Raw genomic sequence first — 13,912 nt, 5'->3', positions numbered from 1 at the left:
TTTTCTTTTGAAAAATCCCGCTTCGCTACGACGAAGAACTGTAAAAAAAAGGGTTTAAAAGGCCTCCTGATTGGAGTGCGCTAATCGTGGAGTGGGTCTTCCCAATTGTTTCAGATAACGATAATGTGATCGAACAGCGCCTCCAAATTTTTCATGGTAATGATACGGCACATCGAACTGTTCCGCTGTACTTTTTAATATTTTGCTGATAGCAGGATAGTGTACGCTGCAAACACGGGGAAATAAATGATGCTCTACCTGGAAATTCAAACCACCAACATACCAGTTGATGAAACGGTTGCCCATCGCGAAATTACTGGTCGTGCGCATTTGATGCACAGCCCATGAATCTTCCATCGTACCCTCTCCGTCATCCTTAATATGCTCAGTGCCTTCTACGGTATGCGCTAATTGAAAAACGATGCCTAAGATAAATCCAGCCACCATATGCACTGTAAGAAAACCAATGATGAACTGCCACCAGGTGATATCCATTACCAACAATGGAATTATAATAGTGTAGGTATAATAAATTAGTTTAAATAAAATCAACATGATAATTTCCGAAACCGGATGTTTTTTATTTTTGTAAGGTCCGATATCATCCTGCGAAATTTTCTTGAAATCTTTCAGGAACACCCAGAAAATGGTGGCCAAAGAATACGCTAAAAAAGCCAGAATGTGTTGAAAGCGATGAATAGGTTTGTAGTCTTTGTGCTTAGATAAACGGATAAAAGGTGCAAGTTCGAGGTCTTCATCGTACTCATGAATATTGGTATAAGTATGATGTACGACATTATGGGTAATGCTCCATACATACCTGTTTCCACCAATCAGGTTCATCGTAAGACCAAGAACAGCATTTACTTTTGAATTGGAAGAATAAGCACCATGAATAGCATCATGCGCCACAGAAAAACCCAACCCGGCAATTCCCATTCCCATTAAAATGCACAACAGGAACATTGACCACATGGGTAAGAAATCAGCGATAATCAGTCCATATGAACCATAGGTGACAGAAAAAATCACAATCGTCTTAATGATCATCTGCGCATTTGCATGCGACGACAACTTGCGGTCTTCAAAATATTTACTGACCCTGGATTTTACTTCTGAATAAAAACGGTCGCCGCTGCTCTGCTGAAAACTTAATTTTGCTAATGACAAGGTGAGGAACGTTTTTCGTTAAAAAAGATGACGCAAGGTAGTCAAAAAAAGCCATAAATTTTGAAAGACCTTATGCAGGAAATTGAATTCAATATGGCTCATTAATCTCGTCCATAACATAAGAAACGGAGAAATGTTGAATAGTAACAACAAAAAGCAAGCATTATCAATTTAGCAGGCGTTCTTTCCGCATAATTTTCCAATTTGCGGCCATTAACGTAATTAATTTTAAGTATGATCTCACGGAAGTCAATCTGTAACACGGTCCTATTCCTGATATTGGCTTATAGTTATACTTATGCACAACAAGGTCCTTTGCCACCCTTTACTATTGAACTAGAACAGGTTGATGCACCACAATTGCCCGGAATACATTCATACGTAAAAGCTGTATCGGATGACAAATGGCTGATTGTTACAGGCAGAATTGATGGTTTACACAGTTTTTTTCCCAATTCCGCCTTTGCTCCTGCTGAAGCAAATCAATCGATTATAGTAATTGATACCGACGATTGGCAGGTGTGGTCAGCTTCCGTCACATTATTGCCCTATTCCATTCGCACTTCGCTTTCGGTAAGCAATGCAGAATTTATTCAGCAAGGCAATCAATTATATATTGTTGGCGGTTACGGATTTGATTCCTTGACGAATTCAAAAATCACCTTCCCGACACTTACCGCAATTAATGTTGATGCTGTAATTAACGAAGTTGTTTCCGGCAACAATAACCTGTCACCATATATCAGGCAGATTTCAGATACCGTCTTGTCAGTAACGGGAGGTGCTCTTCAAAAAATCGGAGCTACCTTCTTCCTGGTGGCAGGTCATAATTTCACCGGATTATACACTAAACTTCCAACCAATTCCTTCCTTCAAAAATACACCAACAGCATCAGCAGTTTTCAACTTGAGGATGATGGAACAAATATTTCTATCACCAATTTCAGCAAGCACACAGACACCATAAATTTTCATCGCCGTGACTTCAATGCGATTCCGTTAATAAATGGTGATGGGAGTGAATCTATCGGATTATACGGCGGCGTATTTCAGTATGACAAAAATCTTCCTTACCTCAATCCGGTTTATATTAATGAAACAGCAGTCATCACGGATACTTTCTTTGAACAGAAGATGAGTCAGTACACCTGTCCTGTGATTCCGTGCTTCGATTCAGTAACACATACCATGTACACTACTTTTTTTGGAGGCATTAGTTTATATGATTGCAACGATACTTCCAATATCCAGGAAGAAGACACACTTGTGCCGTTTATCAATGACATTACCACAGTTATCCGTTTTGAAAATGACAGTACAACAGAAACTGTTTTGCCGGTGAAATTATCCGGACTCTATGGAGCCAATGCAGATTTTTTTCCCGTTACGAATATTCCAAAATATGAAAACGGGGTGTTAAAACTAAGCGCCCTCAACGGTAAGCAATTGATCGGTTACCTCTACGGCGGCATTAATACCAATAAAGCGAATGAAGGTTATTCCTATGCAAGCAACCTGGTATTCCGGGTTTATCTGACTCCGGATTTTGCTACCAGTACAGCGTCCAATATGCTAACTGACGATTTTAATATTTTTCCAAATCCAGTATATGATCATTTACAAATCCGGTTTTCATTAAATACATCACAACGTGTTGCAATAACGCTGGTCAATTTATTTGGTGAAGAAATAGCCACTCTTGCTGACGGTATATTTTCAACGGGCAACCAACAGGTCTATTTTAATGCTGCACATCTTACCAATGGAATTTATGCCGTCCGTTTTATTTCCGGAGAAAATATCATCACAAAGAAGTTGATGATAATAAAATGAGATTGGCAATCCCGATCAATCCTTATCTATGATTTTTGCAGTGATAGAAGAGACTTAGGTTATTCCCGAAGTCTCTCAAAAACTTCTTAAATCACCAATTGCAAATGGACTTGTTATAATTCTTGTCGGGATATTCAAAAAGAATTGGCAAAGGCAATCAGGATTGATGGCTTTGATACTGATTGAAAAACAACATTCAGGCCTGTGCAATAGAAGGTCCGAAATTCATCGGAATCTTGATGTCTTCCGCTTCCTGAATTTCACCGTACATCGATTCAAACTTGCGCAGGTTATCAGCCATGGCACGCATGAAACGTTTTGCATGTTGCGGTGTGAGGACGATACGAGCTTTTACTTTCGCTTTGGGAACACCAGGCATCACTTTAATAAAATCAAGTACGAATTCCTGATTGGAATGTTGAATGATGGCGAGGTTGGAGTAAATACCATCGGCGGTTTCTTCACTCAGCTCAATATTGATTTGATTTTGCGTTTGTTGTTTGTCTTTGGGATCCATTTTGATTATTTATTTGCTTCAAAGTTAAAAGAAAAAAGCCGCCCCGGTTTACAAGGGCGGCTCTGAAATTATCTGACTCATTTACATTTTAGAATATCATTCATCAAGACTGGGAACCTCGCCCATCAGTTCTCGTTTGGAAGCCACGAGTTTATCGTATTCATCCTGTGAACCCACAACTATGTTTTCGTAATCGCGCAAACCTGTACCTGCAGGAATGAGGTGACCGATGATTACGTTTTCTTTCAACCCGCCAAGCACATCCACTTTCGCATTGATAGATGCCGAGCTAAGCACTTTAGTAGTTTCCTGGAATGACGCTGCTGAAATCCAACTCTTCGTTCCTAAAGATGCACGTGTTATACCCATCAGCAACGGACTTGAAGTTGCAGGCATTGCAGTGCGGAATTCCACGATCGGTTTATCCTGGCGTTTCAGCATCGAATTCTCTTCACGAATCTGACGAAGTGTTACGATCTGTCCCACTTTCAGGTTTTGTGAAGCACCTGCTTCTGTCACCACCTTCTTGTCAAATATTTCCTCATTCTCTATCAGGAACTCAAACTTGTCTGCACCTTCTCCTTCGAGGAAACGTGTATCTCCCGGATCTTCGATGTGCACCTTGCGCATCATTTGACGAACGATCGTTTCAATGTGCTTGTCATTAATTTTCACACCTTGTAAACGATATACTTCCTGAATTTCATTCACCATGTATTCCTGCACTGCATTTGGTCCTTTGATGGCAAGAATATCATTGGGTGTTATCGCTCCTTCTGACAATGGCTGACCGGCCTTTACGTAGTCACCCTCCGCAACAAGGAACAATTTAGACAATGGTACGAGATATTTACGTTGATCAGCATCTCTTGATTCGATGATGATTTCACGGTTACCACGCTTAACAGCTCCGAAAGAAACAACGCCGTCAATTTCACTTACAACAGCAGGATTCGAAGGATTTCTCGCTTCAAATAATTCTGTTACACGTGGAAGACCACCTGTGATATCACCGCGAAGTTTCGCAAGCGTTCTTGGAATTTTCACGAGTATCATTCCACCTTCCACATCTTCTCCTTCTTCTACATTGATATGTGATCCAACCGGAATGTTATAAGATTTATGCTCTTTGTTCTTACCAATAACTTTAATAGTTGGAATTTTCGTCTTATCGCGCGTTTCAATAATTACTTTCTCTTTATGACCAGTTTGCTCATCCATTTCTTCACGGAAAGTAATGCCTTCGATGATGTTATCGAATTCAATCTGTCCTTTCAACTCAGAAAGAATAACTGCATTGTAAGGATCCCAGGTGCAGATGGTTTTGCCCTTGGTCACCTTATCACCTTCCTTCACTACGATAAATGAACCGTAAGGAACGTGATTCGAAATCAGCACGCGATCAGACTTTGGATCTTCAATACGCACTTCACCGGCACGACCTATTGCTACCACCACTTTATCTCCTGCTCCGTTAGTGAACGTTGCAGTTCTCACGTCTTCAAATTTCACTACACCATCAAACTTAGCTTTCAACTCAGACTCAGTGGCCATACCGGAAGCAGCACCACCGGTGTGGAAAGTTCTGAGTGTTAACTGTGTACCAGGTTCACCGATGGATTGCGCCGCGATAATTCCAACCGAATCGCCGAGTTCTGTTCTGCGACCAGAGGTAAGATTACGTCCATAACATTTTACGCAAACACCTTTACGGGATTCGCAGGTGAGCACCGAGCGGATTTCCACCGTTTCAATAGCTGTATTTTCAATTTTTGCAGCGATGTCTTCATCTATTTCTTCACCGGCATTTACAATTAATTCATCCGTAAGAGGATCAATGATGTCGTACAAACTCACGCGACCTACAATACGATCGTACAGCGGTTCTACTACTTCGTCATTGTCCTTCAGGGCTGATATAGGAATACCACGAAGCGTTCCGCAATCTTCTTCCATAATCACCACGTCCTGCGCAACATCCACCAAACGACGCGTAAGGTAACCGGCATCCGCTGTTTTCAAAGCTGTATCGGCCAAACCTTTACGTGCACCGTGTGTGGAAATAAAATATTCCAATACACTCAGTCCTTCTTTCAGGTTGGCGAGAATCGGATTCTCGATCAGTTCTCCTCCTGAACTTCCGGATTTACGTGGTTTTTGCATCAATCCGCGGATACCACCCAACTGACGCACTTGCTCTTTAGAACCCCGTGCACCGGAGTGAAGCATCATGTACACACTGTTGAATCCCTGGCGATCTAATTCCAGTGCTTTATTCAGTGTTTCAGAAATACGGTTGTTCACACGGGTCCAGATATCGATCACCTGATTATAACGTTCGTTATTAGTGATGAAACCCATGTTGTAATTATTCGTGATTTCATCTACTTCATCCTGTGCGCCTTTCAACATTTCCTGTTTGTTATCAGGAATCAAAAGATCAGACAAGTTGAATGACAACCCGCCTTTAAATGCCATGGTGAAACCAAGTTGCTTGATATCATCAAGAAATCTTGCAGTAGTAGGAATATCTGTTGCTTTGATGATGTCTCCAATGATGTCGCGAAGTGCTTTTTTCGTGAGCAACATGTTGATGTAACCGGCCTCTTCAGGCACCATTTGGTTGAAGATCACCCGACCCACCGTCGTTTCAATCAGTTTATCAGAAAAAGTGTCATTCTCTTTCACTCTTGCTTTCACCCTGATCCAGGAATGTAGATCAACCTTGCCTTCATTATAAGCGATGATTACTTCTTCTGCAGAATAGAAGGCCTTTCCTTCGCCTTTCATCTTCAATACGCTGTCGCTCTTTCTTCCTTTAGTAGTATAATAAAGACCCAATACCATGTCCTGTGAAGGAAGGGTGATTGGCGAACCGTTTTGTGGGTTCAAAATATTATGAGAAGAAAGCATCAATAACTGCGCTTCAAGAATCGCAGCATTGCTAAGCGGCACGTGAACCGCCATTTGATCACCGTCAAAATCCGCGTTAAAGGCGCCGCATACCAATGGATGAAGATGAATAGCCTTTCCTTCAATAAGTTTAGGTTGGAAAGCCTGGATGGATAGACGGTGCAGTGTAGGTGCTCGGTTTAACATTACAGGATGGCCTTTCAGAATATTTTCGAGGATGTCCCAGATTACAGGTTCTTTCCGATCTACCAGCTTCTTTGCTGACTTCACCGTTTTCACAATACCTCTTTCAATCAGTTTGCGAATGATGAATGGCTTGAACAATTCGGCAGCCATGTCTTTTGGAATTCCGCATTCGTGCAGTTTAAGATCAGGTCCGACAACAATTACAGAACGACCTGAATAATCAACACGCTTACCCAAAAGATTCTGGCGGAAGCGACCTTGCTTACCTTTGAGCACATCGCTCAATGATTTCAGGGCACGACCACCTTCTGCTTTCACAGCATTTGATTTGCGGGAGTTGTCGAACAATGAATCGACAGCTTCCTGCAGCATCCGTTTTTCATTCCGCAGAATTACATCCGGCGCTTTAATTTCGATCAAACGCTTCAAACGGTTGTTGCGGATAATTACGCGACGGTATAAATCATTTAAATCAGAAGAGGCAAAACGGCCACCATCCAATGGTACCAACGGACGTAATTCCGGTGGAACAACGGGCAAATATTGCACGATCATCCATTCCGGACGGTTGGTGGTTCTTTCATTTGCTTCGCGGAAAGCTTCCACCACACTCAAACGTTTAAGGGCTTCCGCTTTACGTTGTTGGGAAGTTTCATTGGCAGCCTGATGACGCAACTGGTAAGAAAGATCATTCAGATCAATACGTGCCAACAGGTCACGAACAGCATCTGCACCCATTTTAGCCAGGAACTTCTTCGGATCCATGTCATCCAAATGCTGATTATCTTTGGGAAGTTGCTCCAGTATTTCGAGGTATTCTTCCTCAGTAAGCAGATCAAGATATTGCTTGTCATCCCTGATGCCGGGCTGAATTACTACATAGCGTTCGTAATAGACGATGGTTTCCAGTTTTTTGGAAGATAATCCAAGAAGGTAACCAATCTTATTAGGTAGCGATTTAAAATACCAGATATGAACCACCGGTACAACCAGCTTAATGTGGCCCATGCGTTCGCGACGTACTTTCTTTTCTGTAACTTCCACACCACAACGGTCGCATACGATACCCTTATAACGAATACGTTTGTATTTGCCGCAATAACATTCGTAATCTTTCACCGGGCCGAATATCCGCTCACAAAACAAACCATCGCGTTCAGGCTTGTACGTCCGGTAGTTGATTGTTTCCGGTTTCAACACCTCACCATATGATCGCTCTAAAATGGAATCCGGAGAAGCCAGTGACAGGGTGATTCTGGTAAAGTTGGGTTTGATTTTAAGGTCTTTCTTGAAAGGCATATGATGATTTGTGTTATTCGTTAACAGTTACTGGTAGTCGAATCAAGGAGACGAAGCAGCAAAATGCTTCTAACACCTTAAATAAGCAGGTGTCTATAATTGTATTGCAATAGCGAAAAATGATGAATGGGGAAGTGATTGATAACCAATGGTAAACGCCTCCGATTTTAAAGAACGGCAAAGATAGGATTCTTTTTCTGAAAAAGTGCAACGGATTTGAAGAAAAAAGAGGTATTTAAAGGCTTTAAGGAAGTTTTGACTTAAAGGTCGCTTTGATCAATCAGTTTTGGGTAAAATGCCTTTTTAAACAAAGGAAATATATCATCGGCGCCTAACTGCCGCAACTCAGCAATCAAAAATTGCTGCTTTCACTTTGGCTCTATTCTCAAAACAGACAGGTCATCCAGATATATGACAGCAGCATGCGGATTCCAGACATATACTTTCAGCACATCAACAGAATCTTTAGGAACAGGAATCTGAATGTTGAAGACGACTTTCTTCCAGATTCTAAGATCACGAATTTCATTGTCAATATCCAATCCCTTCCAAAAATAAACCTCGCTATTATGCTCCAGTGAAATAACAAAAACAGCATGCTTTTGCTGATCAAAAGGAATCTGACTGGCATAAAACATCGCACCTACTTGTATTGTTCCCGGCAATAAGAAACCAAGCCGGCGAACTTCGGTTGTGAATCCCGGTGCATATCCGTTCGACTCATTTACACGACAGGAATACTTGCCGGAAAATACAATAACCGAATCTCTGCCATCTGATTTTTCGTTTTCAAATTCATTTGTGAAAAGCGTGTCAGCTACTTTCCAGTTGCTTTTTAATTCACCCTTATACAAAAAGACCGCAGACTGGCTGAGATAACCCAAACAATCCTTCGATTGAAAAGTATCAAGCCATTCAAAACGCTCATCCACCATCAAATTAGCGAGTGCTGTTTTTGTTTCGTTAGGTGCGTAAAAATCATCCCAGATAACTGCACTTTTCACGGCCATCTGTTTTTCCTGGTGAATCTCCTGCAATTTTCTATATCGTGTGCTATCGAAAATATCATAGCCGAATGCAACAGCAGCATAACCGGATGATGAATAAATGGTGTAATCATTCAGTTGGTCCTTATATTTTTCAGCAGCTCTCAGGATTGTTTGCTGATTTCCACTTAAATCAAATGCGCACTGTGATTGCAGTTGCAGGAATGGATTAATGAAAACGGCAACCACCATAACCATTATGACACATTTTTTTAAAATACCGTTTGCGGACACTATTTTCCATTCAACAATGCAATTGAATCCATGCAGACAAATAATGCCGGCACATGGAACTACAGCAATTAATACCCTTATGAGTCCCAATGAATTGAACAGTCCCCATGACCAAAAAATCATGTGACTGATCCAAATACTGAAAAAACTTCCATACACCAGCAAAAGCTCTTCTGCAATTAAATTTTTCTGTCTACCGAAAAGATCTTTGAAAGTCCATACCAAACCGGTCAATGTACCAATGCAAAATAAGACGACGAGCGGCCATCCGATAAAATCCTTCATGCCATAAATGAATGTGAGCGCAGATCCTGAGCCATAAGAACTGTTCCAAACGGCATACGTCATTTTATTAAACACCCATAAAAAATCACGGTAATAAAACCAACCTATCAGGCTATAAACAACATGGCCGGTTGCAAGCAGTGGGATGATTTTATATCTTCTTTTGAATAAAAGAAAAACTATACACACTATAAGAATCACCAATCCTTCGGAGCGCATGAATGGAAGAAAAGAAGCAAGCAGCATTGCATACACCAACTTTTGCCGAAGCGCAAGAAAAATTACAATCACAAGTGAAAGCGCAAACAAAGGTTCCGTAAGACCGGAAAGGGAAAGCCGTATGTACATGGGTGCACAACACAATGCAAGCACTGCAAACCAACCGTTTTTTACCTGCAGCAGTTGCGTGATTCTATACGTGAAAAATATAGCCAACGTAGTTACTGTGACATTGAAAATTTTTATGCCGGCAAATCCAAATTGTGCAAAGGGTGCAGAAAAAAAAACATAGACAGGTTTGGCCCAATGATCCACGAAATTTTGAGGATGAATAAATGCATACCTGGAAAACAAATAATGGTAAATGCTGTCACCGTCATCTCCTGTGCCTTTTCTAATAAAAGCCATGGAAACCATGATCACATAATATAAAGCTAAAATGAATAGTGGCAATTGCTTTTCCCTTTCTACTATTGCTCTCATTGAATTAAGAAAAGCTGTACGAAGCATCGGGAGTTAGAAATTAATTAACCTGCATTTGCAATTAAGGATATAAATAAAATGCTCCACAAGTATAGCGAAAATAACCGGTGCGGAATTCTGTTAACGTTTATCTCTTTTTGAGATGGACTTATAAAAAATGCCTGTTTTTTTTGAAATAGAAATAGCCACCAACTCTTGTATCTTTCGAAAGAAAGCACAATAGAAGTTGTCCATCAAACCCAAACTCGGACTTTTTGATTTGACGATGATCATCGTTTCGATGGTGATCGGCATTGGTATTTTTAGAAATCCGTCTATTATTGCTCAGCATGCAGGAAGCGCAACTGTCTTTTTTATTGCCTGGATTTTAGGTGCGGTTGTCAGCATTTGTGGTGCACTTACTTTTGCTGAAATCGGTTCACGTTTTCCGGTAGCAGGCGGTTACTACAAATTGTTTTCATTATGTTATCATCCTGCGATTGCCTTCATGCTCATCTGGACGTATATTCTATTGAATGCGGGTTCAACCGCCGTAGTTGCATTCACCGGCGCTCAATATATCACACCTGTTCTTTTGCCTTTATCACTTCAAAACGCGAATGGTGAAAAGCTGATGTTTTTTTTCATCATTGGAGTTTTGTTTGTCCTGAATTTTCTTGGCATCCGCATGGGCGCACGCACACAAAATGTGCTTAGCATGTTGAAAATAGGGTTGATGCTGGTTTTCATTTCTGCAATTTTTTTTATTCCGCAAAACGATGCTGTTCATGCTGTTTTAGAGGACGTAAAAGAAAGCAGCAGTCATCCTGCTTCCCCCTTCATCTCTGCGCTGGGCATGAGTCTGATTGCGATTTTCTTTACCTATGGTGGCTATCAGAATATTGTAAATCTGGGCGCAGATGTAAAATCGCCGCAGCGCATTATTCCAAAAGCCATCCTGCTTGCAATTGGAATGGTTTTCCTGCTTTATTTTTCTATCAACATTGCTTATGTGAAAGTATTGGGCTTTGAAACGGTACAGCATTCACCGTTAATTGCCGCTGACCTTGGGAAAGTATTGTTTGGAAATGCAGGTGCCGCTTTTGCCTCTGTAGTAATTTTTATTTCCGTGTTAGGATTCATCAATTCTGAATTATTACACAATCCACGCGTGATGTACGCCATGGCAGAAGAAAAAATTCTTCCTAAAATTTTTATGAACGTGCATGCGCGGAAACAAGTGCAGGAATTTACATTGATCTTCTACACTTCGCTCATCGTTGTGATGTTCCTGCTTTTGCAGACTTACAATGATTTACTCAATTATGTGATGTTTAATGACACGATTTCGCTGGCCTGCGCAGCGTTCTGTATTTTTATTTTAAGAAGAATGAAAACAGGTGATGAATCCAAAGGTTTCCGCATCAGGTGGTTTCCTGTTTTACCTATCATCTTTATTGTGATGCAACTGACAGTTACTGCAAACATTGTATACAGCGATCCCGGAAATTCATTGATTGGTTTTGTGGTGCTACTGTGTGGTTATCCTTTGTATTTGTTGTTGAAGCGGTTTGTATGACCCGACTAATTTTTTGCAACCAACCTAAAAATCCTGTCTTGAAAATATTTGAAAATAATGTCGCCCCCGGGCTGAATAAATGCTTATTGAATATGCTGCTACATAATTACGCTCCTACGGGGCTTTACAAAAATGCACATCCTGTTGAGAGAAATTATGATGGCATAAAGAATAAATTTTGTTGAATCCCTCCAGGCAGGTTGGAGTAAGCTTCAGGATAGCATTATTTTGAATACATCAAATTTTTTTATCCGCAGTAGTTATTTTATCAATAAATACCGGGATAAACTTTTAAACCTAACTTTCGAACAAACAAATCAATATCATGGATCTGTCATACATCATTAACGAATTAGGAGAAGATCGCGAATCATATTTCGGTGCTGTTGCGCCGCCCATTATTCAAACCAGCAATTTTGCTTTTAAAAATGTTGCACTATTGCGGGAAGCAATGATGGATGAATTTGGAGTGAATCTTTATTCACGGGGAAATAATCCTACCGTAACTATACTCAGGAAAAAACTGGCAGCACTCGATCATGCAGAAGATGCACTGGTGCTTTCCAGTGGTGTTGCGGCAGTTTTTCTTGCAGTGTTTGCCAATGTTAAGCAAGGTGATCACATTGTATCTGTTGCAAAACCTTATTCATGGACAGATAAACTTTTTAAAAATTTATTACCACGATTAGGTGTTACCACCACATTTGTAGATGGAACACGGATTGAAAATTTCGAGCAGGCCATTCAACCGAATACAAAAATCATTTTCCTCGAATCACCCAACTCCTTCACTTTTGAATTGCAGGATCTGGAAGCAGTTGCACAGCTCGCAAAATCAAAACAACTGTTGACCATTATCGATAACAGTTATTGTTCACCATTGTATCAGCGTCCAATTGATTTTGGAATCGACATTTCCATACAAACCGCCACTAAATACTTAGGTGGTCACAGCGATGTGATTGCAGGTGTGATTGCAGGCAAAAAAGAAATGATTGAAAAAATATTCCGTTCAGATTTGTTGACTGTGGGTTCCGTCATTTCACCGTTTAATGCCTGGCTGTTGATTCGCAGTTTACGAACATTGGAAATAAGATTAGAAAGAATTGCACAGAGTACATTGAAGATTGCTGCATGGATGGAAAATTTACCTCCAATAGAAAAAATCCACTATCCATTTTCGCCTTCCTTTCCACAATATGATCTTGCAAAAAAACAAATGCAGCAAGCTCCGGGATTATTTACGGTAGTGTTAAAAGCAAATTCCATTCAGGCGATTGAAAAATTCTGCAACACACTCAAACATTTTCTGATGGCTGTTTCCTGGGGCGGACATGAATCATTGATCTTTCCTTCTTGTGCGGTAATTAAACCGGAAGATTTTAATCCGGATAATGTTACTCACAGAATGGTGAGGTTTTATATTGGGTTGGAAGATGCGGGGTATTTGATGGAGGATATTGCGGGGGCGTTGGGAGAAATTTGAGGATATTGTTAAATTGTTAAACTGTTAAATTGTTGTGGCGAAGCCAGAGATTGTATAGAAAATCTTCATCAATCTTTTACAATAAGCATTGTATTTGATGCCTTTTATTTCCACTTCCAATTTAACTCCTGGGAATATTTGATTTTCAATGTTCCGGAAAGTGCTCTTAAATAGGTTAGCAGGTTGTCCGGATCTTCAATTTTTGATTTGGGAATAATCAGACTTCCACCTGTCTTGATTCTTAAATAAACATAACTACCGGTCTCCACAATTTCTTCGATAGCCGACATGTCCATTTTTGTTTCTCCGGACTTGTCTATATCCTCTATGCTTGCTTCATTGAAAATTATTGTGCAGGGCTCATTGAATCTGTTCTTATACGTGTCTGAAATATGCTTTCGGTAATGCCGCTTATAATATCTTTGCAAATAAAAGGGATAAAAAATGACGCTCAGGATACTGAGTGCAACAAAATAATACATCCACCATTTTTTTTCAGTTTGAAAGAAAAGAAAAGCCAACACCAGAAATGCCAGCACCACAGTTATCAAACTTCTTTTTCTTTGGCTTTTTATGTTGTTGCTTATAGACGCAAGGTAAAGTTGATGTTGCAAATAATCGTTTTCATCCAGAGCAAACTTGAGTGTCATTCTTTAATAAATTTGGGTTTCACATAGCTGAAC

8 protein-coding genes are annotated in these 13,912 nt (G+C 40.4%); 3 read left to right on the top strand and 5 right to left on the bottom strand.

Features of this window, described 5'->3' with window-relative positions:
• Positions 1-54 precede the first annotated feature (54 nt).
• Entirely contained in the window at positions 55-1,050 is a 996-nt protein-coding gene (locus IPO83_11780; protein ID MBK9731945.1) for an acyl-CoA desaturase, read from the bottom strand.
• Between the two features lie 354 nt (positions 1,051-1,404).
• Here IPO83_11780 and IPO83_11775 point away from each other — a divergent pair, with 354 nt between their 5' ends.
• The gene (locus IPO83_11775) at positions 1,405-3,003 is read left to right on the top strand and encodes a T9SS type A sorting domain-containing protein (GenBank protein MBK9731944.1); all 1,599 of its coding nucleotides are present in this window, start codon (positions 1,405-1,407) and stop codon (positions 3,001-3,003) included.
• Between the two features lie 196 nt (positions 3,004-3,199).
• On the opposite strand, the gene IPO83_11770 is transcribed toward IPO83_11775, so the two are convergent.
• The 3 genes from IPO83_11770 to IPO83_11760 all read right to left on the bottom strand — a co-directional run bounded on the left by IPO83_11770 (position 3,200) and on the right by IPO83_11760 (position 10,185).
• A complete protein-coding gene (locus IPO83_11770) occupies positions 3,200-3,520 on the bottom strand; it encodes a DUF3467 domain-containing protein (protein MBK9731943.1) in 321 nt (106 codons plus the stop codon).
• Between the two features lie 96 nt (positions 3,521-3,616).
• On the bottom strand, positions 3,617-7,918 hold the full coding sequence (gene rpoC / locus IPO83_11765) for a DNA-directed RNA polymerase subunit beta' (GenBank protein ID MBK9731942.1): 4,302 nt from the start codon (positions 7,916-7,918) through the stop codon (positions 3,617-3,619).
• 368 nt (positions 7,919-8,286) lie between these two features.
• Entirely contained in the window at positions 8,287-10,185 is a 1,899-nt protein-coding gene (locus IPO83_11760; protein ID MBK9731941.1) for a hypothetical protein, read from the bottom strand.
• 226 nt (positions 10,186-10,411) lie between these two features.
• Here IPO83_11760 and IPO83_11755 point away from each other — a divergent pair, with 226 nt between their 5' ends.
• Positions 10,412-11,743 carry an amino acid permease gene (locus IPO83_11755; GenBank protein MBK9731940.1) on the top strand — a complete coding sequence of 444 codons (1,332 nt, stop codon included), beginning with the start codon at positions 10,412-10,414 and terminating at the stop codon, positions 11,741-11,743.
• A 325-nt stretch (positions 11,744-12,068) separates the two neighbouring features.
• Complete coding sequence (locus IPO83_11750) at positions 12,069-13,229, top strand: aminotransferase class I/II-fold pyridoxal phosphate-dependent enzyme (GenBank protein ID MBK9731939.1); 1,161 nt, start codon at positions 12,069-12,071, stop codon at positions 13,227-13,229.
• Positions 13,230-13,333: 104 nt separating this feature from the next.
• Here the strand turns inward: IPO83_11750 and IPO83_11745 are convergent, their stop codons facing one another.
• On the bottom strand, positions 13,334-13,879 hold the full coding sequence (locus tag IPO83_11745) for a YcxB family protein (protein MBK9731938.1): 546 nt from the start codon (positions 13,877-13,879) through the stop codon (positions 13,334-13,336).
• Between the last annotated feature and the right edge of the window lie 33 nt (positions 13,880-13,912).

This window comes from Chitinophagaceae bacterium, assembly GCA_016717285.1.
In the GTDB taxonomy this organism is placed as follows: Bacteria; Bacteroidota; Bacteroidia; order Chitinophagales; family UBA10324; genus JACCZZ01.
The sequence above is the reverse complement of the archived record's forward strand: the minus strand, read 5'-3'. Positions and strand labels throughout refer to the sequence as shown.